Raw genomic sequence first — 24,102 nt, forward strand, 5'->3', positions numbered from 1 at the left:
GTCCACGGCCATCACCTTCGAGAAGGGCCACCGGATCGCCGTCCACATCACGTCTTCGAACGCGCCGCGTTTTGAAGTGAATCCCAATACCGGCGAAGCGCCGGGCAAGCAGAGCCAGAAGCCGCGGGTGGCGACCAACAGCGTCTATATGGACGCGAGCCGTCCCTCGGCCCTGGTCTTGCCGGTGATCTATCCGGAGGCGAAGTAGGAACCGGGCGCCTGGGCTGACGTTCACGCCGCAGCACCGCTGGGGTGCGGGGCGTTTTTCCGTGCTGACCTCCCCGACCGAACCGTCCGCAAGCGCCTTCGCCCAGGTGCGCGCCTGGCTGCGCGTCGCGCCCTGGAGCGCACTCGCCGAACTGGCCTGCCGCGGCGGCTACCTGGCGCGGGGCTTCATCTATCTGAGCATCGGGACCATAGCGGTGGCCGCCGCCCTCGACCTGGCGCCCAAGGCGGAGGGGTCGCGCGGGGTGCTGGAGGCCTGGGCCGATTGGCCCTTCGGCGTTGTGCTGCTGTGGCTGGCCGGACTGGGGCTTTACGCCTTCGCCGGCTGGCGGCTGCTGCAGTCGGCCTTCGACGCCGATCGGCAGGGCGCCAGCCTGCGGGCCATAGGTTCGCGCCTGGGCCAGGCGGTGAGCGGCGTGGTCTATGGCGCCCTGGGCGCCTCGGTCTTCGGGCTCATCGACACCCTGGAAGACCTTACCGAGGCCGACGACGAGGCGGAAACCCGCCGCACGGTGGCCGCCGTCCTCGATCTGCCGGGTGGCGAGTTGCTGGTCGCCGGGGCGGGCCTGTTCATCCTGGGCGCGGGGATCGGCAACATCGTCCAGGTATTCGGCCGCGATTTCTGTAAGCCGCTCGCTTGCGATGAGGGGGTCCGCAGGTGGGCGCCCTGGATCGGACGCGCCGGCTATCTGGGTCGGGGGATCGCCTTCCTGCCGGTGGGGGCCCTGATGCTGACGGCGGGGCTGAAGACCCGTAGCCAGGATGCCACGGGGATCGGCGGGGCGCTGCAGATGATGGAGGGACAGCCCTATGGCGACGCCCTGATGACCACCGTCGCGCTGGGCCTGATCGCCTTCGGAGCCTTCGCCTTCATTGAGGCCCGCTACCGCCGCATCGCGGTGGACCAGGCGCTAGGCGGCTGAAGCGATTCAGACGACGTGGAAACCGGTTCGTCGTCCGAAGCGCGATCAAGGAAAGACCGGCGGCTACGCCGCTGACCGGACCGCACGGCCCTGCAGGATACGCGCGCCGCTGTCGTCCAGGCGCACGGCGGTGAGCAGGCCGGTGGCGTAGGCCCCGGTGTCGACCCCGATGCGGCGGCCGGCGATGATCTGCGGCTCCTCCATCGGCGTGTGGCCGTGGACGATGATCTTCTCGAACCTGGCCGTCGACTGCAGGAATTCGGCCCGGATCCACAGCAGGTCGCGCTCCACCTGACGGTCCAAGGGCACGCCGGGGCGGACGCCAGCGTGGACGAAGGCGTAGTCGCCCTGGGTGATCATGATCTCCAGGCCCTCGTAGAAGGCCGCGTGACTTGCCGGCAACGCCTCGCGGAAGGCCCGGCGCGCGGTCTCCCAGGCGTCCGGGTCGGTGCGGGTGGCCGGCGGCTGGACGCCGTAGGAGGCCAGGGTCGCCGAGCCGCCGTGCTCCACCCAGGTCTGTCCAAAGCCCGGCTCGTCGCGGAATTGCAGCAGGGCTTCCTCATGGTTGCCCTTCAGCGCCCGCACCTCGAAGGCCGGCTCGGTCTGCAGCCCCAGGATCCGGTCGACCACCTGAGCCGAGGCCGGCCCCCGGTCCACATAGTCCCCCAGCAGGATCAGCATCGGCTGCTGGGTGGGCTGCGAGGCCAGGACGTCCTGGGCGATCACCAGCAGCAGGGCGTCAAAGGCGTCTAGACGGCCGTGAATGTCGCCCACGGCATAGGCCAGCCGTCCCTCAGTGGAGGGTGGAGCTTCCGGAGGCTTGCGGGCGAACAGACGAGAGAACAAGGGCGGACCTTTGGTTGAGCGCCCTAGTCTAGGAAGGCCGCCGGCAGTGTTCAACGCGTGCGAGGCCGGAAAGACGCGCCGCAGCACGCCTAGTCTAGCCTGCAGCGGTGAACAAGCTGTTGGCTCTAGGGTCGGAGCAAGCCCTTGGGTCCGGCGCAGCCGATCCAGCCGGAGAGACGACGACGATAGACCCGCAGGTCGTAGGTCCCAGAGGGCAAGCCCTGGAGATTCAGGCTGATGGCGAAGCCGCTGGGCTGGGCCACGGCGCGCTTGAAGAACGCGGCCACGTCGGGCCGAGCCTGGTCGATCTGCAAGGGATAGACGAAGTCTCCGGCCGGACCGGAGAGGCGGGCCGCGCCATCCTGCGGGCTGGCCTTGGTCGAGAGGTCGGATATCCATCCAGACAGCACCAAGGCCCGGTCGTCCATCAGCGCCTGGTCGACGTTGCAGCCCGGAGACGCCGTCGCCGCATCCAGACCGGCGAAGGCCGGCGCGGACGCCACCGGAACAAAGCGCCCGCGCGAGGGCGCGGAAGGGGCCAGGGGTCCGTGGGTCGGCGCCCTGGGCAGAGCCCGCTCGATGCGCGCCTCGGCAACCTCGGAGAGAGAGGGTGAGCCGCGCATGGCGAAGCCCAAGCCATGCTCCTGCACCTCCAGCATCACGACGTCCGGATGGAACCGGTCGATCAGGTCCTGACGCCAGAAGCCGTCGTCGATATGGGTCAGGATCACCCGGCTGAAATGGCCGAGCAGGAAGGGCGTCAGGGCGTTCGAGAAGGAATCTCGGGTCAGCAGCAGGGTCGGCTTGCCCGCCTGGCCGGTGTCCACCACCTGGGGCGCGATCCAGCCCCGGCGCTCGGAGAGCCAGGTGGTCCTGTGGGCGTCGGCGGCTGGATCGACATAGCCGCGATAGTGGATCGGCACGAAGCTCGCCACGCCCAGCATGAGGGCCAGATCGCGGGGCGGATTGACCCCGTTCACCACCGGTCGGAAATCGCTGAGCGGCCGGGTCGCCTGGTCCATCCCTTGGGCGCGGAGTCTCTGCATGATCGCCGCGTAACCGGCATAGGCCGCGTCTCCGGTCCAGTGGGTGTCGTGGCGGCTGAAGGCCTCCTGCCCGGCGTTCGCCACGGCCAGAACCGGATCGCGCAGATGCAGGACGTGGCCGGGCTCGGTGCGAGCCGCGAGCCTTGCGAGCTCCAGGCTGGTCCGCCGGGGACTGGGGCCTGGATACCAGGACGGGCCGAACTGCGGATAGATGGTCTCCTTGGCCGGTGGAACCACCACCAGATAGGCGACGCCCTGCCGCTCCAGAGCCTCGATCCGCCCCGACAGGCCGCGCAGCCATTCGGCGGCGTCAGCGTCCGTCAGAGGCGGCTTGGCCCGCGCGGGCGCCAGGCGCGTGCCGTCATTGTAGAAGAGCCAGCCGTCGCGACCGGCCAGAACCCGGTCCGATCCGCTGTCGCCGATGGTCAGCCGGGCGGCGTTCAGCCAGCCGATCAGATAGGGCCGGGCGGGAAAACGATCCGCCACCCAGGCGTCGGTCTGGTGGCGCAGGTCGTCGAGCTTGGCGAGACCCGACCAGGTGGGCGGACCCGCCAGAACCCGGCCCTCCTGGAGCTGCGGCGGCTTCATCACCGGCCGCAGCAGGAAGGCGGCCGCCATCAGGATCAGGACGATGACGATCAGGCCAGGGCGGGGGACGGGCTTTTCCATGACCCCCTCAGAACCGGAAATAGAGGAAGGGGTTGAGGGTCGAGTTGACCAGCACCGCGATGCTGATCACGAATCCCGCCGCCAGGACCGGAGTCGGCAGGACGTGGGCGCCCCGCGTGTCCAGGTGGGCCGGCAGATGGGGCGAGGGCGCGTCGGAGCGCGGCGCCTTCAGCCACGTCATCACCGCCTGCAGGGTCGGGAAGGCGAAGACGGCGCCGGCGGTGAAGGCCAGCAGCACCTCGGTGTCCAGCAGGTATCGCAGGGTCAGGCCGAGCGGCTTGAAGGCGCGTGGATCCAGCATCACCGACAGGTAGTCCAGCGCGGCGGTCAGGTCGGCGGCGCGGAAGAACACCCAGCCGATCATCACCACGACCAGGGCGTAGGCGTGGCGCAGCGCCCTGGGCGCGGCGTCCAGGACCCGGCCGAGGCCGAACCGCTCCACCATCAGGAAGGCCCCGTGATAGAGGCCCCAGACGATGAAGCTCCAGGCCGCCCCGTGCCAGAGACCCGTCAGGAAGAAGACGATCAGCAGGTTGCGGATCGTCGCGCTTCGCCCGCCCCGGTTCCCGCCCAGGGGGATGTAGACATAGTCCCGGAACCAGGAGGACAGCGACATGTGCCATCGCCGCCAGAAGTCGGTGAGCGAGGTGGCCGCATAGGGGTGATCGAAGTTCTTCGGGAAGGTGAAGCCCAGCATGAAGGCCAGGCCGATGGCCATGTTGGAATAGCCGCAAAAGTCGAAATAGATCTGCAGGCTATAGGCCAGCGCCCCAAGCCAGGCCGCCGTGGCGGTCAGGGTTCCGGGGTCGAGGCCAAAGGCGTGGTCGGCGACCGGCGCCACGGTGTTGGCGATCAGCACCTTCTGGCACAGGCCGACGATGAAGTACTGGAACCCCAGGCCGATGCGGCCCGAGCTCTTGCGGTCTCCCTGCAGCTCCTCGCGGATATCGGCGTAGCGCACGATCGGCCCGGCGATCAGATGCGGGAACATCAGGATATAGGCCGAGAACCGCGCCAGCGACCGCTCCACCGGCACGGCGCGGCGGTAGATGTCGACGGCGTAGCTGATCAGCTGGAAGGTGAAGAACGAGATGCCCAGCGGCAGGCGATGGGTCAGCTCCGGCAGCGGGTTTCCCGGCAGAACATCGTTCAGGGTCTGGGCCAGGAAGCCGGCATATTTGAACCAGGCCAGGACGGCGAGATCGACCACGATCATCACAGCCAGGATCAGCCGGCGTCGGGCGGGCGCCTCAGCGGCGGCCATCGCCCGGGCCCCGGCGTAGTTGGCCCCGATCAGTCCCAGCAGCAGGAAGACATAGGCCCCCTCGCCCCAGACATAGAAGGCCACGCTGCCGACCAGCAGGGCGCCGGTCCGCCAGCCGCTGACATAGTAGCCAAGCAGGAAGACGGGCAGAAAATAGAAGATGAAGATGATGGACGAAAAGACCATCCGCCCCCCAAGGCCGACCGACGCGGTTTGTGGCAGGCGCTGGCCCTGGCGGCAAGGCGCGCCGGCCCGGATTCAGGGTGGGTTCCTGGTGGAGCCGAGCGGAATCGAACCGCTGACCTCCTCATTGCGAACGAGGCGCTCTACCATCTGAGCTACGGCCCCAGGAGGCGCGGAATAAGCGTTTTACGACCCCACCTGTCAAGCGGGAGAAATGCGAGACACTGACGCAGCGGCTTGCCAGCCACACGCGGGCCCCTTTAAACCGGGGCCATGGGCAGCTTCCTCTACTTCATCGTCAGTTCGCTTCTGAGCCTGCTGATCTTCGCGATCTTCGCCAACGCCATCATCTCGTGGCTGGTGGCCTTCGATGTGATCAACCTGCGCAACCAGGTGGTCTACAACATCGCCAAGTTCCTGGACGCCGTGACCCGGCCGATCCTGGCGCCCTTCCAGCGGATCATTCCGCCGCTGGGTGGCGTGGACATCAGCCCGATCATCGTCCTGCTGATCCTTCAGGGCGTGAAGACCTACCTCCTGCCGATGGCCTTTGGGCCCATCGTCGCCTTGATGGGCTGATGCGCCTGCCGGTCCGGGTGACGCCCAAGGGCGGCCGGGACGGGTTGGACGGCTGGACTCTCGACGTCGAGGGCCGGCCCTATCTGAAGGTGCGGGTAAGCGCCGTGGCCGCCGAGGGCGCGGCCAACGCCGCCCTGCTGGCCTTCCTCGCCAAGACCCTGAAACGCCCCAGGTCCGCCCTGCGCATCGTCTCGGGCGAGACGGCGCGGGTGAAGATGGTCGAGGTCGAAGGCGCCGTTCAGGCGGACTTCGACCTGGCCTTTGGCGTCAAACCCTAACCCGTTCTAGGGATTGTAGGCCCGCTCGCCGTGCGCCGACATGTCCAGGCCCTCGTCCACCGCGTCGTCGCTGGCCCGCAGGCCAACGGTGCGGCGCACCAGGAAGACCAGGGCCAGGGTGGCGATCCCCGACCAAGCGCAGACCGCCAGCACACCGATCACCTGGGTCACGGCCTGCGAGCCCATGGTGACCCCGTTGGCATAGCCCGCGCCGCCAAGGCCGGTCGCCGCCAGCACCGCCACCATGAGGGTCCCGAGAATACCGCCCACGCCGTGCACCGCGAAGACGTCGAGGCTGTCGTCGATCTTCAGCCCGTGCTTCACCAGGTCCACGGCCTGATAGCAGATCAGCGAGCCCGCGGCGCCCAGCAACACGCCGCCAAGGGGCCCGACGAAGCCCGACGCCGGGGTCACGGTGGCCAGGCCCGCCACCACGCCGGTGACCAGGCCCACCATGCTGGGGCGGCCGAACCGCTTCCATTCGATCGCGGCCCAGACCAGGCCCGCCGTGGCGGCCGAGAGGTGGGTGGCGATTAGGGCCGCGCCCGCATTGCCGTCGGCGGCCAGGGCGCTGCCGGCGTTGAAGCCGTACCAGCCGACCCACAGCATGCCCGCGCCCATCATGGTCATGCCCGGATTGTGCGGCGGCGACAGGTCGCGCGGGAAGCCGTCGCGCGGGCCAAGCCGCCAGGCGATCAACAGGGCCGACACCCCTGCCGTGGCGTGGACCACCAGGCCCCCCGCATAGTCCATGATATGCATCTGGGCCAGCCACCCGCCGCCCCAGACCCAGTGGCAGACCGGCGCGTAGACGGCGATCAGCCACAGGCCGGAGAAGAGCAGGACGGCGGAGAACTTGATGCGCTCGACGAAGGCCCCGACGATCAGGGCCGGGGTGATGATGGCGAAGGTCATCTGGAACGCGAAGAAGACGCTCTCCGGCAGGACGCCCGTCACCGCCTCGCGGCCCACGGACACCAGGCCGACCTTGGCCAGGTCGCCGATCAACGGCCCGGTTCCGGAGAAGGACAGGCTATAGGCCACCAGCAGCCAAAGCACCGAGGCCAGGCAGGCGATGGCCACGCAGTGGGTCATCACCGACAGCACGTTCTTGGACCGTACCAGACCGGCATAGAAGAGCGCCAGGCCGGGCAGGGTCATGAACAGGACCAGGGCCGTGGCGCTGAGGATCCAGGCGGTGTCGCCGTGATCGATGGCCGGCGCCGGCGCTTGCGCCAAGGCCGGAGACGCCAGGGCCAAGCCTGCGATCAGCGCGCCCAAGCGCGTCAACATGCGAACCATCAGCCCCGTCCCCCCAACTGGTCAGGAGGCCTTGGCTACAGGAGTCTTTGCCTGTTGTGCAGGCACAATTTTTCAGGGGCCGCGCAAAAAGCGGGCAGCGCGGACTGTGGCGGCCGAACGCGCAGGCCGGTTTCGGCGCCCGTCACCCGCCCCACAAGCAACCTAGGCGGCGAGGACGATCGGCTCGGGCGGCAGGACGTGGTCCAGGGACAGCAGGCTGACGATGCCGGTGTCGGTGGTCATCACCCCGTTGACGTAGTTGAGGATTTCGCCGCCGATGTCCGGGGGCGACTGGATCAGGCCCTCGGTCACGGTGAGGATGTCGGAGACCGCGTCCACCACCAGGCCCACCTGGGCCTCGCCGATCTGGGCCACCACCACCACCGAGGACGAGTTGGGTTCGGCGGGCCCAAGGCCCAGGCGCGAACCCAGGTCGATGACCGGCAGGATGGCGCCGCGAAGATTCATCATCCCCAACACGTGGGGCGGGGCGTGAGGCAGGGGGGTGGCCGCCGTCCAGCCGCGAATCTCACGCACCGCCATAATGTCGATGGCGTAGGACTGGTCGCCGATGCGGACCGAGATCAGTTCGGCGCCCGGCTGGGGTATGGAATAGCTCATCCTTGGAACACGTCCCAATCGTTCTGTTCGGGGTCGATTTTCGGCATTATCCCCATGAACTCGCTCGATTTCATTAACAGGGGCGCGCGTTTTTCGGAGTCGATCCAAAGGCTTGCGGCATGCCGCCGGACGATTGGGCTGGTGTCAGGGGGAGAGCCACATGACCATTCGCACCATCGCCGTGACCGCCTGCGACCAGCTGGTAGACCAGCTGGGCTGGAACGATGACGACCTGGCGAACGACGAGCAGATCAACCGCTGGAACCGCAACGCCAATTTCTGCCCGGCCTATCTGAACAAGGACAACCACCCCTATGTTTGGTACGCCCTGCGCGCCTCGGCCAGCGACCGCCGCGAGGATGTGGTGGCCCAGCAGAAGGAGTGGCTAACCTGCGTCTCCGACTTCGACGATTTCACCAACGCGCCGGATACCTATTTCAAGGCGCAGTAGCCGGGCGCGACAGAGCCCGGGAGGCGGCGTGACACGGCACAACCTGGCGAAGATGATCGGCGAGGCCCGCCGGATCGTCGCCTTCACCGGCGCGGGCATCTCCACGGAATCGGGCATTCCGGACTTCCGCTCGCCGGGCGGCGTCTGGAGCAAGATGAGCCCCATCCTGTTCCAGGACTTCGTCACCGACCCTGAAAAGCGCCGCGAGGCCTGGGGCCGGGCCTTCTCCGGCCGCGCCGGCTGGGTGGGGGCGTCGCCCAACGAGGGGCACTACGCGCTGACGCGCCTGCTGGAGGCCGGCAAGCTTTCCAGCGTCGTCACCCAGAACGTCGACAACCTGCACCAGGACAGCGGCATACCGGCGTCACGGGTGATCGAGCTGCACGGCAACGCCAGCTACGCCACCTGCCTGGACTGCGGGGCGCGCCACGAGTTGGCGGACCTGAAGGCGCGGTTTGTCGAGACCGACGAACTGCCGGTCTGCCAGGCCTGCGGCGGCATCGTGAAGACCGCCACCATCTCCTTTGGCCAGCAACTCAAGCCCGAAGTTCTGCGCAAGGCCGAGCTGGAGGCGCTGAACAGCGACCTCTTCCTGGTGCTGGGGTCGTCCCTGGTGGTCTATCCGGCCGCGGCCCTGCCGCAGATCGCCAAGCGCAACGGCGCCGCGCTCGCCATCATCAATCGCGAGCCCACCGACATCGACGACATGGCGGACCTGGTTCTGAACGACGAGATCGGGCCGGTGATGAGCGAAGTGGCCGGGAGCCTCTGAGCCGGGTCACGCCTTCCGGGCGGCGAACCGGTTCCCACTTCGCCTGAAGGCGCTAGGCCTTCGGGGCCACCGGCCGCGCGCGCAGCTTGGTGGGGATGGGATCGGCGCGGAAATCGGCCACCGTCCCGATCTTGGCGTTGCAGGAGGGGCAGCGGATCACGACGTCGCCCGCCAGGTCCGCGCCCACGTTGAAACCGGCGCCGCAGGGCTTGCACTTCCAGGCGAAGACCTGGGCCGGCGGCGGCGGAGGGGGTGGCGGCGGCGCGGCCTTGCGGATCGGCTCTGGGCCAAGCGGCCGCGTCGGCGGGTTCTTCAGGCTGAGGATCTTGCGAGGGCGAGGTTCGTCGGTCATGGCGCTTTGAGGTCTGAGGCGACAGGCGCCGTCCCCGGACTAGGCCTCTTGCCCAGGCGGGGCAAGACGCACGCGCGTCCCCACCTCAACTCCAACCCCCTTGGCGATGAATTTTTAACCCTCACCGCCGAGGATTCGGCTGCGATTCCCAGGGAGCCCCCCATGTTGACCCCCGAATGCTGCCGCGCCGGCCGCGCCCTGCTGGACTGGAGCCTGAAGGACCTGGCCGAGAAGTCGGGCGTCGCCTTCACCACCATTTCCCAGTTCGAGAACGGCCGCCCCGCCCACGGAACCACCCAGAAGCGCCTGACCAGGGCCCTGGAAACCAATGGGGTGAAGCTGCTGGCCGAGTCCGGTTGGACAGGCGCGGTGCTGCTGCGCCGCGCTTGACGCCCTGATCCCCAGGGCCGACATGCTCCCCGGCTAGACGGGGAATTCAAACCATGGCCACCAAAGCCTGCTTCATCACCGGGGCCGCCAGCGGCATCGGCCTGGCGACCGCCAAGCGCTTCGCCGCCGAGGGTTATTTCGTCGGCCTGTCGGATGTGGATGAGGATGCGCTGGCCAAGGCCGCCGCCGAGTTCGATCCCGGCCAGGTGGTCGCCATCCGCCTGGACGTGCGCAACGAGGCCGCCTGGGGCCTGGCGCTCGCCCGCTTCGGCAAGGCCAGCGGCGGCCGGCTTGACGTGATGGTCAACAATGCCGGCCTGGCGCGCTACGGCTGGTTCGAGACCCAGACCTCCGCCGACTGGGACCTGCAGATCGACGTCAATCTGCGCGGCGTCATCTATGGCAGCTACGCCGCCCTGCCGCTGCTGAAGGCCACCAACGGCGCGGTGCTGGTTAATATCGCCTCCAGCGCCGGCCTGTCGGGGCCGCCCCGCCTGGCGGTCTACGGCGCCACCAAGTTCGCGGTGCGCGGCCTGTCGGAGGCGCTGGACCTGGAATATTCGCGGTTTGGCGTCCGGGTGGTCTGCATCATGCCGGGCTATATCGACACCCCCCTGCTGGACTCCACCGCAAACGCCGAGGGCCAGGTGTTCCGGTCCGCCATCGAGGAGGCCCAGTCGGTGCCGGGCTCGGTGGAAGACGTCACCAGGGTGATCTGGGACTCCATCTCCAGCCCTCACCTGCACCACGGTGTCGGCGCCCACGCCGAAGCCCAGACCCAAGGCCTGCGCCCGGCCGTCGAGGCCATGCGCGCCTACTGGAAGGGCGTGTTCGCCAAGACCTGATCGGCGCGGGCCTCAAGCGGGCCGGGTGGAATGAGGGTAAGTTCGTAGCCGAAACGGCGGTAGGCCTCGAGGTGGACCTGCTCGAACCGCAGGGCGTCTTCGTAGCTGATCCGCCGCGCCGCCGTGGGGGTGACGAAGCCCAGGTTCTGGATGAAGAAGACCCGGCGCGCATAGACCGGCTCGGCCGCAATGCGGTCGATCTCAGCCTTGAGGGCGGGCGACGGCGGAAACCCCAGGAATTCGCTCAGCGCCCAGGTGCAAATGGGCGAACGGTCGAAGAAGCCGTCGCCGGACAGCCTTTGCCGCTGCCTCTGCAAGCAGACAATCAGGTCGATGAAGCCGGGATCGGTCCACGGCTCCGCCCGCCCCAGCGCCTGTTCCAGGGCGATGACGTCCGTCGCCGCCTCCTCCACCACCGCGTGGCCGCGCCGCTCCAGCATCCGCAGCAGGGCGGTCTTCCCCGCCCCCGGCGCGCCGGTGAGTATGTACCTCGCCATGCTGCGGCCCTCTCTCATCGCCCACGCAGCCGCACGCGAAGCTGCGCCCGCCGGGTTTCAGTCATCTGTTTTCATTGGGAAAAGTGGTGCCGCTTAGGTGACTCGAACACCTGACCCCATCATTACGAAAGCTTACGTTCGCTGATTATCTGAGTGTTTTCAGTAGGTTGTAGATCAACAGAAGTTGAAAATAATCTCGACTTCGGGCCCCTTAGTCGGGGTCTTAGCGTCTACATAATAGGAGAGCTTTCACTCTCACCAAACCCCAACACCCGAGAACCAACGACCCAAGACCATGACCACCAAGAACCCGAAACCCACGCCCCTACCGTCGATGATCCAATCGTCGATCCGGTCGTCTGTTGAGAGAGTTGCGAGGCAATCGACGGTCCAACCATCAGGACTTTTGAGCTTTGCCCAGTTCATCAACCAAACCCAGAATCGATAGCGTCCTCAGCTACCTCAACCGGTGCCCAGAGCGCTACATGGTGACGCTTACCACCAAGCGGCGCTACGACTCTCTTGGCCTGACGAAGCTGGTTGATGAGTGGCAGCACCGCCTCAACCGACAGCTCTTCGGAACATCCTACAGCCGGCACAAGCGAGTTCGGTTGGCGACCTATGCCGTCCAGGAACTCAACTACAACCAGGGAATCCACACACATCTCTTGGTGGGAATTCCTGAGGCAACGAGCGATCTGAAGCCAAACCGCTCCGCACTATCCTTCGAGATCCAAGCCATCCAAGCATGGTGCGCTCTCGATCACGGCGGCCGACCAGCGGGTCAGGACGTCCGACCAATCACCGACTTCATGGGCGCATATCGCTACATCCATAAGACGGTGAGAGACCTAGGTGGCGTCGACAACATCGACGTCATGAACCTGCATATTCCCAGCGTAGAACCGACTGTCCCGACCCTAGCGGCGGGATAATCCATAAATCACCGAGCAGTCTAAGACTCCTGAGAATCCAGACCTACCCAGCAGGGCTTCGAGCATCCGGAGCCTTGATAAAAGGCTATTGCCTAAACACAAGAAGGCTTCCCTAGAGATTGTCCGAAGGACTGTGGGTGGAGCGAAGCGACGCCCACCCCTATAGGCCTCTATGAACCCAGGAACCCTCTAAGAGGGCGATCCTAGCCAGGAGATTCCTGACGGATGACGGGTGCCAGCTACGGCGGCGGGGCGTGAGGACTCCTTGGCGGTTTAGCTCTTCCGCCAAGCTGGCCAACGTCAGGAAGCCCTGTCCTTGAAGATCGCTGACCAGGCCCGCCAAGTCGCTGCCCCTAGCGTTAGCAATCGACTTCACCGCACACACAGCGCTGGAATTCCCTTTGGCTGCCTTGGCTAAGGCCGACGCTCCGTTGGGATTTCCAAGGCGTTCTATAGTGCGGCCCGATCTAGAAGACGTGTGGGCTTCCCCGCCTGCTAGACGCAGTTTCACCACATGCAAGGCTTCCTTGGTCCGCCGAGAAATCGCCTCTCGCTCAGCTTGTGCGATGACGGCAAGGACGCCAATGGTCAGGTCATTCGCATCAGGAATATCGGCTGCAAGGAAGCGGACGCCGCTGTCTCGAAGAGTGAGAAGGAATGCGGCATTCCTGGATAGGCGATCCAGCTTGGCGATCACCAGCACGGCTCCAGTCACCTTCGCCAGATGCAAAGCTTTCTGAAGCTCCGGCCGGTCACTTCGCTTCCCGCTTTCCACCTCTGTGAAGGCGGCCTGACTGACCAAGCCCCGTTGAAGGCTGAACTCATGGACCGCGGCTTTCTGAGCATCCAATCCAAGGCCGCTGCGACCCTGGCCTGCTGTGCTCACTCGGAAGTAGGCCACTGCCTTCATCGCCATCGCCTCGGCTCATACAATCCCGCCTAACGCTCGTTGCGGGGATTGGAACCTCGATCCGCTGAGCCTCGGCCTTGGGCAACGGGTCTTCGCTAATGTTGGGTTGCCTGGGTCCGTTTCGAGAGGGAGGGGGCAGCTACATACAAGGAGGAGATTTTCGATGAGCGTTTTGAGCAAGCTTACCCTGACCGAGAGCATGGATCGCACCAAGGGCTACGATCCCATCCGGGTCCGTCGGAAGAAGTTCGCTGCCGCCCTACAGGACCAGCTGAATCTTCTGAACGCCACGGAGGCCGGCGATGGGTATCGCCGAGTGCGTATGCAGCGAAAGCGAGACCTTGAGACCGACGAGGTGTTCGACATTGAGCAGCACCGTCGTGTGTCGCCGTGGTGGTGGATCGACGACGATGGCACTGTGAAGTTCTGTCTTCGCTACGGCTCGGCGAAGCTCCGGGTGAAGGACGGCAAGGATGTGTTGGTCCTAGCCACCACTGAGGAGCTGCGAAAGATTCTGCCGGGTCTTCGCCAGGAAGCGCTCACTGGGGGCCTCGATGGCCCTCTGGCGGAAGCGGCTGACGGCCTGCAAGCACGCTTCAACAAACGGAAAGTGGGGAAGGCATAGGGCCTTCCCCGGCTTTCGCTAAGCGTAGTGGCTCTCCCGACGGAAACTCTGGATCAGGTCCAGGTTCTGTTCGGGCTGAAGCCAGTGGGCGTAGAACCTGAAGATCATCTCCGGACTGGTCCGACAGTTCTTCGCCAGAGTGACGACATCCAGCCCATCGGCGTTCACGAGACGAGCGGTGATGGCATAGTGTCGGAGTGAATAGAGCGACCTCACCTCGCCACTGACGGTGTGCCTGAGTTCTGCCGCATCCAAAATCTGCCCGAAGAGCCGACTGAAGACTTCCTGCGCATAGGTTCGGTTCTCGATGCCCGGAAGGAACACATAGTCCGCCGGAGCCCCGAAGCCCTTGGCCTTCTGATAGGCTTGAATGCGCCGATAAATTGGAACGCCAACCTTCATCGACACAATCGGAGTAGCGTGGCCCTTTGACGATGGCAGCTTCATGCGGAGAAAGTGCCTAGCGTCCTTTCCCGTCTCGTCGACCACTTCAATATGGTGATGCTTCATCCTGAAGAGGTCGCCGGGACGCAGGAAGCAATTGACCATCAAGGTCACAGCGTACCGCAGCTCGCGGTCAAGCTCATGTCCCTTGAAGGCGATCTTGGTCTTTGCGGCCTCCTGGGCCTTTAGCGTCTTGAGCAGCTTGGCGTACTCAGCCCGTGTGAATGCTGGCCGAGGCGAGTCCTTTTGCTTTGGACGAGGGATGCTGGGGACGCTGCGAACGATGCCATCCTTGACGGCCAGCTTCAGGACCTGACTGACGAAGGACAGGATGCACAGGATCGAGGAGCTGGAGAGCTTGCGCTTCACCAGCTCGGTTCGGAAATCCATGAGCTTCCGATGGTCGATGTCTCTGACCGGCATCGTCTTGAAGAAGGGCCGGCAATAGCATTCGAGCCGCTGACGATGGTCTCTGACCGAGGTCGAGCTTCGCTCTCCGATTTGGCATTGAATCTCGGCGTCCCGGATTAGGGTCTCGGCGACAGCGACGAATGAGTTAGGCGTGTATTTCATAGAGCCTCGTAATATGGACATAGGGAAATGGGCCCCCGGAAAAGGCGGGGGTTGTGAAGTTTCAAATGTAGGAAACGGATAATTACAGCATAGAGTGGCGTCTATGTCAATAGACACAGCAAGGTGAGGCCTCTGACCGCCTTGAAAAGTGGTGTCTAACGTATGGTGACTGAGGGCGAGTCAGTCTCTGGGAAATTGGTGGGCGGCTCGACAGATGGCTCGATGCCCTGCGCTTCCGCCATCCGAGCTAAGACGCAGGCCTATCAGCCATCCAGTGCCTACCGATATGCCCGGCCCGATTCAGCGTTGTCCTGGGCTCTCCGCAGGACAAGGGCGATCACCACGAAACCGATACAGGTCAATTGAATGACCGAGATCAGCAGGCCGTGGGCAAAGCTGGTTCGACGGATATTGATCACGATCCGCAAAACCCAAAGGATAGCAGCTGGGATCGCTAAGGCCAGAAAGCCATTCCCACCGGCGAGGGCGAGGGCTGTCACCCCGAAGACCAGCAGTAAGGCGATGGGGACATAGAGCAGGTTCCACCAGTCGAGAAACACCCTGTAGCCGTACTTGGAGAACGTTCGTTGGGCGATGATCACAACGCCGGCCGCGAGGCCTCCGAGCACTGTCAGGGCAAGTGTGAGAACTAGCCCGATGATAACGCCACTTCTTCCCCGTTCTGCGGCAACAGGCTCGGTGACGGCACCGGATTGAGAGGTGTCAGGGTCGCTTTTGGAGGCTTGAGGCGTCGGGTTGGTTCCAGGCTCAGAGGGTTCAGAATGCTCTTCAGCGCCTTCTGGCGCTGCCTCAACGGCAACGTTGGCCTCGGGACCAACTGAGCCAAGATCGTCCCCGGTGACAGGGTTGGCGCTGGCTCTGGCGACGTTAAAGCCGCTACCCGAGGTGATGACGAGATAGTTGCCTGTTCCACCGCATGCAGCGATGGCGACCGGAGACAGCGCCACGACGTAGTCTGGGCTTGGGTCGCCGTCGACATCGGCCCGCTGTGCGTCAAGACCCCCTACACTCTCAGCGGCAGCCGCTCCGCACGCATCTTCGAGATAGTTTTTGACGATATCGGCGATGGCCGGGAAGTGCCGAAGCGGTTGGAGGTCTGAAGCCCAAGCCGCCAGAGGCAGGACGAGCAGAAATGCGGCCCTCATCAGATACTTTTGGATCACCACCGCCCCCGCACAACTTCAAATTACATACTATGTGCGATAAACCCGATCCGCCGAGACGGTCAACGGTGTCCTCATGGACATGCGGCGGCTGGTTGGGCGGAATGTCAGAAGATTCAGGCTGGCCGCCAAACTGACCCAGGAGCAGTTCGCGGAACTGTCCGGCTTCAGTCAGCAGTACATCAGCGACCTTGAGCGGGGGCGGCGTAATCCCACCGTCGTGTCGTTGTTTGAGCTTGCTCAGGCTTTGGGTTCGACTCCGGTCGAACTGATCACCCCTGACGATGATGCCGAGAGGGTCGGATAACCCAGACCACATCACAGCTCGCCAGGCGACAAAATCACCTCTCACAAAACATGTCTGTTGCCGTCCTAAACTGGCGGGTGGAAACGCTCGGCATGGCTAGCGAAGACGATACGACAAAGCCGGATCATCAGTGGATTGTCACCCACACGGTGCACGCAAACCGGCGCAATGTGTTTAGCTTCGGAGAAGCTGAGGCCTATCACGTTGGGACCATCATCTCGGGAAGCCGGTCCAAGCTAGTTCGTTTTGACGGTGACGTGCAGCTGATTGCCGCTGCTCCTGAGTTGAAAGAGCTCCTAGAAGAGGCTGTTAAACTCTTGGATGCGAACTCAGCGCTTCGGGAAAGAATCCAAGCTACGCTGCAAAAGGTTCGCGGCTAGCCTCGGCGACTACCGAGTCCTCATCGCTGGGAGGGTTTTCAAGCACCCCCCGCATTGCTCGCTCTTTGAGAGACTCTGAGACCGATGCAGCTCCAAGCAAACGCAGTCGAGCTACTACCTCTGCGTTAGCAGACCTCCCGATCAGCCATCGCCGAGCCCAGCTCTGGGCGATCGGTTTCGCCGATGGCGCCTGCGCAGCACCCGACCGCTGCCGAAACCCTGTGAGATCGTCGATGGCCCCCTCATACAACTCACACGCAAACACCTTTCGACCGACCGAATGTTTAAGGACCCGGTTGTGATTGATGCCAATCAGGTTCAGGCCCTCACGTATCTGCCTTGTGCGTGGGCTAGATCCTTCGCCGAAGACACTATTGATCCTACGACGGCCATAAACCGCTACCCCAAGCCGCCTCATCAGATCGACTGTTTGCTTGCTCAGGTGAGTGACGGTGACCCCTTCGCTGGGCCGAAGCTCCCGCCACACTAGCGGGCCGGTCAAACCTAGATCCTCATAAGCCGGTAGGCGGAGCCGATTATACTGGCTGGTTCCGATGCCATACAGACTGGTTGTGGTGATCAGCTTCAGGTCAGCTGACCTGATAATGGCCCGCCCGGCCACCTGAGAGGCGATCTCGCTGACCTGCCCCTCATATCTGGATTTATAGGCAGTCCGAATTTCGTCCGAAGCCATGAGGAGCGCTACGAGCTTTCCGCCGAGCAGCTCATTGTAAGGGGCAGCGGCACCGCAGACAGAGATATCTGCCACTTGGGTCGCCAGTTTACGCTTTCTCAGTTCGTTGAGCGCCACTCCCACGGCAAGTCGACCAGGACGACTGACCAACGCCTCGTAAAGAGCGGCTCGCGGAGATCCTTGGAAATCGGCTTCGTCGAAATAGCTCTTGGCCTGAAGCAGTGGGATAAGTTGTTCTGCTCGCTTCTTCGTAAAAAGCGCTGTTTCGGAGAGTTTTCTCCAGTGAGAGTCGGCTAGGTCTCCCTTATCCATGGAGCGGATATCGACCAGACGGATTTCAGCATCATCTTCCGGGTCAACAAGATCGACTCTTCGGCGAGCTTCAGCCTTAGCCGCGATCTGCCCTAGCCGGAACAATACCGCCTCCGTGGGACGCTTGAGTTCCGAAGAACTTAGGAGATCATCAGTCCTAATATCTCCAATCGCTTCATCGACGGTGGCCGTGAGAACGTTGGCGATGTTTGCGGCGTCAATCTTTCCGGCAACGAGATCTCTCGCTACGTCCTCGATCCGCCAGCCAATCCACTCGTCTCGGGAATAGAGGTTAGCGGCCGGGCTAGCGATCATGGCGATCCCCATGACCGGGGAATTCGGCCGCCCGTCATTTCGTACCAAAACCCTCAGTGTGCGTCCTGGCACTGAGTTGTACTCAAGCGACCACGTGTGCCGAAAATACCGCCACACGTCGAGAAGCGGGAGCCCCGTATGCTCACAGCGATCGCCAGGCCCACAAAGTTGGATTCGAGGCCGAAACAACTTCTGCAGCCGCTTCTCCTTAACGTCCGAATCCGGAGCATCCCTCGTAGCCTCCAGCAGATCGGCAAGCTCGTCGCCGTCGTCGATGAGGGTCGAAATTGAAACGGGCTTCCCATTGTGATCCCGGACCCGCTGCATCGCCCGAAGGAACTGTTGGGTGGCGGAGGCCGCTAGCTGTCGATTGCTCGCCCTTTGGAGGCCTTCCCTGATTCGGGCTTTGATCTCATGGGAGGTCTCTTCAGCTGATGCTGCTACGTCCGGTGGGACTGCGTAGAGTCGCCCACTTGAGGTCGACACGTTCCAGCCTTGTTGGACGAGGTCGTAGAGAACGGAGGCGGCTACCGACGCTCTTAGGCGGTCGGGCGATGCATCCTCGGAAGCTGCCTGGGCCAGACTCAGCATCTGTGCCGCAACCGCCAAAAGGTCCCCGTTCCCGGATTCGATAGCGTGGATTAGTCGCTGTCTCTCTGCGGGGGGTACGAGCCCAGGGTAAAACTCCGCCTTCTCCACAATTCCTCCTCATGCCGTGCCGCCCGCATGAGATATAGCGGGCATCGGGGGAGGCCAACAGCTGCCCCGATGCCCTTGTTACGACTGTCGCTATTACTCGGTTTCGGTCCCCTCGTCGGCATCGTCGTCCGACGACTCGAGGATGTCGGTTTCCTGAATAAAGCGGCTCATCACCTCTAGAGACGCCGCAAGAACCTCCGACCAAGCTGCTCGCTCAACGGCGTAGAACATGCTCTTGTCGGGGTTTCCCAGGGCATCGAGCTCACACTCTCCGATTGAGAACAGCAACACTTCGAGCCCGGCACGGACAAATCTGGTCGCCCCAGGGGCGGAGTAGACCGACGAGAAGAACCTGTGCGATCGGTTGATCCTTAGCTCTTTCAATCCCCCAATCTGATCGACCCGATAGAATGGCGCTCCAGGCATATCTTCAAAGGTTACACGATATGGGTGCCTTGCCGCCTTTTCCTGGAACTCCTCCCGAACCTGCTTCTCCGGCTGGTTTTGAGTCCGAGCGGCATCCTTGACATACTGCTCAAGGGCCTCAAGGGCCTTTTGCTCACGCTCCACGGAGTCGCCACCAGCCCGCTTACGGCGGAACTTTTCACCCTCCACCATGGAGCGTTCTGAAGTCCGCAGTTCGCCTTCTTCTTTGCTGTTCTTTTGCTGTTGGGACGCCTGAACGTCCCGCCTTAGCTGCCGAATAGCGTGTTCAACGCCAGCGTCGTGGAGGATGTCCCACATACGGTCCGACATCACGACGCCTTGCTTGGCGTTGGAGATGGTGAACTCTTCATCCAACTCCGCAGGGAAGTCGATTTCAGCGGCCCAATAGCGATCGTCGTTACCGAACTTCTCGAGATTGGCCCACGGCGTATGTTCGATTACGTCGATTTGACGCCCCATTCGGCAGACAATAATCCCGCGATTGGCGGCGCTCACAGCCCAGCGAGAATTCTGGTTTCCCTTCACGGCACGCTTCTCTTTATCAACGGAGAAGAAGGATGTGGGAAAGCGGGCATACCGGACCCGCAGTCGCACTTTCTCACCCGTCTTCTTGGACGTTACGTCGAATTCAGCCGGCTCCAGCGAGATGGCTCGATCACGATCTTCGTCGAAGTAGCGGAAGCCCGGCGTGATGAAGAGTGGGTCCGTGGCTTCTACGGGAGTGCCATCAACATAGATTGCTGTACCGCTCAGATAGTTGCGATAGTGAACGCCGAAGTGTTCGAGAAGATTTCGGGTCATGGCTGTAGTGGTCCTCCACTTCACCCGATCCATATTGTCCCAAACGACCACGCTGCCGTGGCTCATCGGCTTTCCATCAAAATGCTTCAGAATGTACTGAAGCACCCATTTTGGAGGCGAGACAGGCTTCACCTCCGGGGCAACAACCTTCCCTCCGCGAGTGTAGTCGCCAGCACGAATCTCGTCCAAATCGATGGTCAAGCCATGCCAATCCCCGCCCTCCACAATCGAATAGACCGAAAAGCGAGTGGCTTGGTTTACTGAGGCGCTAGGCAGGCCAAAGCCAAAGCGCCCAAATCCCTCCCTGCTGCCCTCTCTGTGGGTTCCGCCCCACAACACTGACAGCCGAACCATTTCGGGAACCATGCCGTGGCCGTTGTCGATCACAGCGACTGCGTCCGGCTTAGCGTCGCTATTTCCGTAATAGCCAAACGCCACATGGACGAGTGAAGAGCCTGCTTCGATGCAATTGTCGATCAGCTCATCAAGAGCGGTACCTGTGTGCCGGTAGTAGGTATTTCGCATGCTCTCGACGAAGGCTGATCCAACGGCCAAGCCAAAGTCAAACCCCTGCTCTTCAAGACCACGGGCGTAGGTTTTCTGCCGGTTCAGTTGAACGTTGTTTTTGCTAAGGGGCGCTTTGACGAGGGTGAGCTTTTTGGGAGTAGGCATGAACTTTCCGATTCTGCAGCTATTGAGCCGCATTGAAGGGGCCGGCGGATTTCCGCCGGCCGGTTATCAAAAGCAGAGCTAAGCCAGGGACTGGCGCCCGAGGCGATGGACCTTGCCGATGGCATGGCTGATGGCGGACTGGGTCACGCCAAGATCATTGGCGATGTCTTCCTGACGATCCCCCAGCCAGTAGTGCCGGATCACAATCGTTTTCAGGCGATCAGGGAGCTGGCTGACGAATTTCCGGATTTGCCGCCGCTGCAACTCGACGATCATGTCATCTTCCCCCTCGAAGGAAGGGTCAGAAAGCGTGTCGATCAGGTCTTCAGACGGATCGCCGTCGTTGACGGCTAAGCACTCGTTCAGGGACTCGATGGGCAGGAAGGCGGCCACGGCCACGCAACGCCCCAGATACTCATAGAGCATGGGTATTCTCCAAGGTTCATCCAAGGAGGCCCAGCCAAAGCTAGGAAGGTCGTGCCCTTCATTCAGCAACCATATTAGGCCGCACCGTTCAGGAGGGACCTCCTGACCCTAATATAACACAGGTGGCCCAACATATGAATCGGCTGTGCGGCTGACCTGCAGAGTGGGGGCGGCTAGCTATCAATTACGCCTCCGCTTAAAGCGCACCTTCCCGCCCGACGGACGGAAGAACGTGTCGTAAGGCGTCTGAAGCATGGCCTTGCGCTGTGGGCGGTTTGCGGTATCCGCTGCATTCGCCCACCACTGATTGTACTTTCGTGCCGAAGCCGGGAGGGGCCCAACAAGACTCTCAATTTCCTCAATCGTCATGTAGAACTCATCAAGCGTCTGCCCTTGAAGGTGCTTCACGAGAGCGCTTAGATTTAGTTTTGCCAGCATACGTTCCTCGTCGGATCAAACCCCAACAACGAGCTTAGCATCGTCTTGCAGATCTAAGTCGAGCCCTTCAGCGGCCCAGCCATGGTCGAACTCGAACTAGACGATGGGTGCCGCTCAGGGCCCGTCGGCTATTTCCAAGTAGCCGCCGTCTTCGCTACGCTTCCTGGCGGCATAGGCTTTGAGCCCGTCTTCCTGTAACCGGCTGAATGCATGATCTCTCCGACCAAAGAGCCGGCGATGACGGTGCCCCAGTTGTGAGGACCGTAGTCGATGCCAAGAACTTCGTGGATCATCGGCTCCACACCCGCCAACCCCGGCAGTCCGCTTTTCACGGCGGCAATAGCGGCAGCCCGCCCTTCTGGCGAGTGCACGATGTCATACATTTTCACATAGGCGGGGTCGTCGGAGGAAAGCATTGCCCCTTCACTGAAGGGAAGGCCTGCTTCTTCGATTAACGTCTTGAGGGCAGCCCCATCGGGGGTATGCGAGAGCCTGACGGCGTTCTTGAAGAGCTGATGCCGATCATGGACGGATAGCTTAACGAGGTCGTCCAAATTCCATTCCTTAGGCATGCGCCACCTCGCTAGTTAGCCGACCCGGGTCGGGTCGTAAGATGTGAAAGGCGTGTAGGACTGAATGATCAGGCCGGTGACCTTCTTCATGGCTGTCGCACCCTTGGCGTCCTTCTCGACCTCCGCCCCAATCGCCGCCCGGATGCGGTAGCCGATCTCCCGATTGATCGGACCCTTGCGGGGGTTGCCGCTCTTGTAGATGTCATCCTGGACGTAGAAGCGATATCGCTCTGCCCATTCCTCATCCTTGGCACAGACCTCGAAGATGTCCGCGGTTAGCGAGGAGCTGAAGGCCCCCTGCCGACACCGCTCCTTCGCCCGCTCGACAGCCGTGGCTATGAGCCACTTGTAGGCTTGGATTTGCTCAGCCGTTGCCTTGTCGAGAGTCCCGTCTGCGATTACCCGTTCGACGATTAGGTCTTGGATCAACTCGTTCGGCTCGAGGTCCAACCTCTTCGCCGAGGCCTCTAAGGCCCTATAGACCCCGTCAGGCAGGGTGAGGGTGTGCTTCGAAACTTTTTCGATCTGCGGGCTTGTAGTCATATCCGTGCGTCCCCTTTGCGTCATCGGATATTTAGCTTCCTCACATCCTTTGTCAATCATCCAAGGTGAAGAATATCTGCAAGTGATTGGACAGCACGCAGCAGTTCGCAGAGCACTTTGCTCAAGCCACTGAAATCCTTAGCAAAGAGATTGGGCAGGAGGGAATTTCACTCCGGCCATGAGGTGCCGGTGATGCTTCCTCACAGGAGATGTGGTGCCGCTTAGGTGACTCGAACACCTGACCCCATCATTACGAATGATGTGCTCTACCAGCTGAGCTAAAGCGGCCTGACGCGGCGGGGCGGCGAACCGGCCCGCGCGGGAGCGCCTATTTAGCTGCTCTGGGCGCGCTCGCCAAGCGGCGCCTCGCAGGGGAGCGTCTTTGGGTCACCGGCGGCGGGGCCGGCGGTTCCGGATCGTCGTCGTCGTAGAGGCCCTCGTCCCCCTCATAGGGCGGCGGAACCGCCTCCTGACCGGCCAGGAACGGGGCTGAGTCAGCATAGGAGATCGGCAGCTCGGGCAGCTCGCTCATGGTCTTTTCCCCGCGCTCGTGGCGCGGGTGGATCAGGTCACCGGTCTCGGCATAGACCGCCGTCAACCGCGCCCAGTCGGCGGGCAGATAGGCGAAAGCCTGCCCCTCGGGATCGAGGTCGGACCAGTCGGGTTCCTGCGGGGCGCCGAGCCCGCGCGCCATCCAGACCCGGGCTTCGTCGGGCTTGCCGGCGGCGAAGGCCACGCGGGCCAACAGCCCGGCGATCCGGTTCGTCAGCGGCTCGTCCTCCAGCCCCTTGGCGGCCTCGGCGGCGCGGGTCGGGACACCGTTGATGAGGGCCTGCTCGACGAAGAGGATGCGGCTCTCGCGGGCGCCGGGGTTGAGATTGGCCAGATCGTTGAGCCGCTCGGCCCGCTGGCGCGGCGTCTCGTTGGTCTTGAGGTCGCGATAGGCCAGCCACAGGGCCGGGTGCGGCGCCGCCTTCCAGGCGGTCTCCAGAACCTGGGCGGCGCGGTTGGCCTTGCCGTCGAAGGCCAGCAGGCGGGCGGCCATCACCGCGCCGGGCGCGAAACCTGGCGCCAGCTTGGCGGCCTCCACCGCATAGTCGGTAGCCAGGGCGCGGGCCTTGGGCTCCGGGGCGTTCTCCAGCTGTGCGGCGGACGCCGCCAGCAGGGCGGCGCGGGCCCGCTCGGCGACAATGGGGGAGACGATCTTGCGGTCCAGCGCGCTCTTCACCAGGTCCAGCGCCCCGTCCCAGTGGCCGGCCTCCAGACGCGCCTCCAGCACGGCGCGCCAGGCCCAGCGGGCGGTGCGGCCAAGTTCGTAGGCCTGCTCGGCGTGGCGCAGGGCGGCGGCCTGGTCGCCTTGCGCGAGGGCCTGGGACATCAGCCCCTTGTGACCGGCCAGGCGCATCTCGGGAAAGCCCAGCATGGCGGAATAGGCGGCCTGGACCGCGACAGCGTCGCCGGTGGCCTCGGCGGCCTGGGCGGCCAGGATCCGGACCAGACCCGGCGCCTCGTCGGCGAGGTCGGCGGCCTTCAGGGCCAGGCGGCGGGCCTCGGACCCGTCCCCGGCGGCGGCGGCCAGGAA

At 63.5% G+C, this 24,102-nt stretch carries 28 protein-coding genes and 2 tRNA genes; 12 read left to right on the forward strand and 18 right to left on the reverse strand.

What is annotated here, in order from left to right; translation table 11 throughout:
* Both AAC997_RS14015 and AAC997_RS14020 read left to right on the forward strand, forming a co-directional pair.
* The coding region (locus tag AAC997_RS14015) for a CocE/NonD family hydrolase C-terminal non-catalytic domain-containing protein (RefSeq protein ID WP_340646318.1) at positions 1-208 on the forward strand (208 nt) is incomplete at its 5' end.
* Between the two features lie 61 nt (positions 209-269).
* Positions 270-1,148 carry a DUF1206 domain-containing protein gene (locus AAC997_RS14020; RefSeq protein WP_340646319.1) on the forward strand — a complete coding sequence of 293 codons (879 nt, stop codon included), beginning with the start codon at positions 270-272 and terminating at the stop codon, positions 1,146-1,148.
* A gap of 63 nt (positions 1,149-1,211) precedes the next feature.
* Here the strand turns inward: AAC997_RS14020 and AAC997_RS14025 are convergent, their stop codons facing one another.
* The 4 genes from AAC997_RS14025 to AAC997_RS14040 form a co-directional block, all read right to left on the reverse strand.
* Positions 1,212-1,994 carry a metallophosphoesterase family protein gene (locus tag AAC997_RS14025; protein ID WP_340646320.1) on the reverse strand — a complete coding sequence of 261 codons (783 nt, stop codon included), beginning with the start codon at positions 1,992-1,994 and terminating at the stop codon, positions 1,212-1,214.
* A gap of 125 nt (positions 1,995-2,119) precedes the next feature.
* Positions 2,120-3,709, reverse strand: coding sequence for a hypothetical protein (locus AAC997_RS14030; RefSeq protein ID WP_340646321.1), 1,590 nt, complete (start codon positions 3,707-3,709; stop codon positions 2,120-2,122).
* Between the two features lie 7 nt (positions 3,710-3,716).
* On the reverse strand, positions 3,717-5,159 hold the full coding sequence (locus AAC997_RS14035; RefSeq protein WP_340646322.1) for an MBOAT family O-acyltransferase: 1,443 nt from the start codon (positions 5,157-5,159) through the stop codon (positions 3,717-3,719).
* Between the two features lie 86 nt (positions 5,160-5,245).
* Positions 5,246-5,321 (reverse strand) — tRNA-Ala (locus tag AAC997_RS14040).
* Positions 5,322-5,429: 108 nt separating this feature from the next.
* On the opposite strand from AAC997_RS14040, the gene AAC997_RS14045 reads away from it, so the two are divergent.
* Both AAC997_RS14045 and AAC997_RS14050 read left to right on the forward strand, forming a co-directional pair.
* Positions 5,430-5,735 (forward strand): YggT family protein, encoded by a 306-nt coding sequence (locus tag AAC997_RS14045; protein WP_340646323.1) that lies wholly within the window; start codon positions 5,430-5,432, stop codon positions 5,733-5,735.
* Positions 5,735-6,013, forward strand: coding sequence for a DUF167 family protein (locus AAC997_RS14050; RefSeq protein WP_340646324.1), 279 nt, complete (start codon positions 5,735-5,737; stop codon positions 6,011-6,013). The genes AAC997_RS14045 and AAC997_RS14050 overlap by 1 nt, the downstream gene beginning before the upstream one ends.
* 6 nt (positions 6,014-6,019) lie before the next feature.
* Here the strand turns inward: AAC997_RS14050 and AAC997_RS14055 are convergent, their stop codons facing one another.
* Positions 6,020-7,306 (reverse strand): ammonium transporter, encoded by a 1,287-nt coding sequence (locus AAC997_RS14055; protein ID WP_340646325.1) that lies wholly within the window; start codon positions 7,304-7,306, stop codon positions 6,020-6,022.
* Positions 7,307-7,477: 171 nt separating this feature from the next.
* Positions 7,478-7,936 carry a chemotaxis protein CheW gene (locus AAC997_RS14060; protein ID WP_340646326.1) on the reverse strand — a complete coding sequence of 153 codons (459 nt, stop codon included), beginning with the start codon at positions 7,934-7,936 and terminating at the stop codon, positions 7,478-7,480.
* A gap of 160 nt (positions 7,937-8,096) precedes the next feature.
* Here AAC997_RS14060 and AAC997_RS14065 point away from each other — a divergent pair, with 160 nt between their 5' ends.
* Together AAC997_RS14065 and AAC997_RS14070 are read left to right on the forward strand one after the other, a co-directional pair.
* On the forward strand, positions 8,097-8,387 hold the full coding sequence (locus tag AAC997_RS14065; protein ID WP_340646327.1) for a hypothetical protein: 291 nt from the start codon (positions 8,097-8,099) through the stop codon (positions 8,385-8,387).
* Positions 8,388-8,415: 28 nt separating this feature from the next.
* Positions 8,416-9,159, forward strand: a complete 744-nt coding sequence (locus AAC997_RS14070) for a Sir2 family NAD-dependent protein deacetylase (RefSeq protein ID WP_340646328.1) — start codon at positions 8,416-8,418, stop codon at positions 9,157-9,159.
* 52 nt (positions 9,160-9,211) lie between these two features.
* Here the strand turns inward: AAC997_RS14070 and AAC997_RS14075 are convergent, their stop codons facing one another.
* Positions 9,212-9,511, reverse strand: coding sequence for a hypothetical protein (locus tag AAC997_RS14075; RefSeq protein ID WP_340646329.1), 300 nt, complete (start codon positions 9,509-9,511; stop codon positions 9,212-9,214).
* Positions 9,512-9,673: 162 nt separating this feature from the next.
* Between AAC997_RS14075 and AAC997_RS14080 the strand changes: the two genes are divergently transcribed.
* Together AAC997_RS14080 and AAC997_RS14085 are read left to right on the forward strand one after the other, a co-directional pair.
* Positions 9,674-9,901: a helix-turn-helix transcriptional regulator gene (locus AAC997_RS14080; RefSeq protein ID WP_340646330.1), complete on the forward strand. Its 228-nt coding sequence runs from the start codon at positions 9,674-9,676 to the stop codon at positions 9,899-9,901.
* A gap of 53 nt (positions 9,902-9,954) precedes the next feature.
* Positions 9,955-10,746 carry an SDR family oxidoreductase gene (locus AAC997_RS14085; RefSeq protein WP_340646331.1) on the forward strand — a complete coding sequence of 264 codons (792 nt, stop codon included), beginning with the start codon at positions 9,955-9,957 and terminating at the stop codon, positions 10,744-10,746.
* On the opposite strand, the gene AAC997_RS14090 is transcribed toward AAC997_RS14085, so the two are convergent.
* On the reverse strand, positions 10,716-11,243 hold the full coding sequence (locus AAC997_RS14090; protein WP_340646332.1) for an AAA family ATPase: 528 nt from the start codon (positions 11,241-11,243) through the stop codon (positions 10,716-10,718). The genes AAC997_RS14085 and AAC997_RS14090 overlap by 31 nt on opposite strands.
* Positions 11,244-11,728: 485 nt before the next feature.
* Between AAC997_RS14090 and AAC997_RS14095 the strand changes: the two genes are divergently transcribed.
* Positions 11,729-12,178: a hypothetical protein gene (locus AAC997_RS14095; RefSeq protein WP_340646333.1), complete on the forward strand. Its 450-nt coding sequence runs from the start codon at positions 11,729-11,731 to the stop codon at positions 12,176-12,178.
* 160 nt (positions 12,179-12,338) lie between these two features.
* Here the strand turns inward: AAC997_RS14095 and AAC997_RS14100 are convergent, their stop codons facing one another.
* Positions 12,339-13,094 (reverse strand): recombinase family protein, encoded by a 756-nt coding sequence (locus tag AAC997_RS14100; protein ID WP_340646334.1) that lies wholly within the window; start codon positions 13,092-13,094, stop codon positions 12,339-12,341.
* Between the two features lie 157 nt (positions 13,095-13,251).
* Here AAC997_RS14100 and AAC997_RS14105 point away from each other — a divergent pair, with 157 nt between their 5' ends.
* The gene (locus tag AAC997_RS14105) at positions 13,252-13,713 is read left to right on the forward strand and encodes a hypothetical protein (RefSeq protein ID WP_340646335.1); all 462 of its coding nucleotides are present in this window, start codon (positions 13,252-13,254) and stop codon (positions 13,711-13,713) included.
* Positions 13,714-13,731: 18 nt separating this feature from the next.
* On the opposite strand, the gene AAC997_RS14110 is transcribed toward AAC997_RS14105, so the two are convergent.
* Positions 13,732-14,730 carry a hypothetical protein gene (locus AAC997_RS14110; protein ID WP_340646336.1) on the reverse strand — a complete coding sequence of 333 codons (999 nt, stop codon included), beginning with the start codon at positions 14,728-14,730 and terminating at the stop codon, positions 13,732-13,734.
* 278 nt (positions 14,731-15,008) lie between these two features.
* Positions 15,009-15,914, reverse strand: coding sequence for a hypothetical protein (locus tag AAC997_RS14115; RefSeq protein WP_340646337.1), 906 nt, complete (start codon positions 15,912-15,914; stop codon positions 15,009-15,011).
* A 76-nt stretch (positions 15,915-15,990) separates the two neighbouring features.
* On the opposite strand from AAC997_RS14115, the gene AAC997_RS14120 reads away from it, so the two are divergent.
* Positions 15,991-16,221, forward strand: coding sequence for a helix-turn-helix transcriptional regulator (locus AAC997_RS14120; RefSeq protein WP_340646338.1), 231 nt, complete (start codon positions 15,991-15,993; stop codon positions 16,219-16,221).
* A gap of 92 nt (positions 16,222-16,313) precedes the next feature.
* On the forward strand, positions 16,314-16,601 hold the full coding sequence (locus tag AAC997_RS14125; RefSeq protein ID WP_340646339.1) for a hypothetical protein: 288 nt from the start codon (positions 16,314-16,316) through the stop codon (positions 16,599-16,601).
* Here AAC997_RS14125 and AAC997_RS14130 read toward each other — a convergent pair.
* From AAC997_RS14130 to AAC997_RS14160, 7 genes are all read right to left on the reverse strand, one after another.
* A complete protein-coding gene (locus AAC997_RS14130) occupies positions 16,576-18,621 on the reverse strand; it encodes a Druantia anti-phage system protein DruA (RefSeq protein ID WP_340646340.1) in 2,046 nt (681 codons plus the stop codon). The two genes, AAC997_RS14125 and AAC997_RS14130, sit on opposite strands and share 26 nt — an antisense overlap.
* A 93-nt stretch (positions 18,622-18,714) precedes the next feature.
* Positions 18,715-20,541 (reverse strand): ATP-binding protein, encoded by a 1,827-nt coding sequence (locus AAC997_RS14135; protein WP_340646341.1) that lies wholly within the window; start codon positions 20,539-20,541, stop codon positions 18,715-18,717.
* Between the two features lie 78 nt (positions 20,542-20,619).
* Entirely contained in the window at positions 20,620-20,967 is a 348-nt protein-coding gene (locus AAC997_RS14140; protein WP_340646342.1) for a hypothetical protein, read from the reverse strand.
* A 566-nt stretch (positions 20,968-21,533) separates the two neighbouring features.
* Complete coding sequence (locus AAC997_RS14145; RefSeq protein WP_340646343.1) at positions 21,534-21,959, reverse strand: hypothetical protein; 426 nt, start codon at positions 21,957-21,959, stop codon at positions 21,534-21,536.
* A gap of 33 nt (positions 21,960-21,992) precedes the next feature.
* Positions 21,993-22,520, reverse strand: coding sequence for a hypothetical protein (locus AAC997_RS14150; RefSeq protein ID WP_340646344.1), 528 nt, complete (start codon positions 22,518-22,520; stop codon positions 21,993-21,995).
* 212 nt (positions 22,521-22,732) lie between these two features.
* Positions 22,733-22,808, reverse strand: a tRNA-Thr gene (locus AAC997_RS14155).
* Between the two features lie 40 nt (positions 22,809-22,848).
* The coding region (locus AAC997_RS14160; RefSeq protein WP_340646345.1) for a heme biosynthesis protein HemY at positions 22,849-24,102 on the reverse strand (1,254 nt) is incomplete at its 5' end.

Source organism: Phenylobacterium sp. (genome assembly GCF_037968635.1).
In the GTDB taxonomy this organism is placed as follows: domain Bacteria; phylum Pseudomonadota; class Alphaproteobacteria; order Caulobacterales; family Caulobacteraceae; genus Phenylobacterium.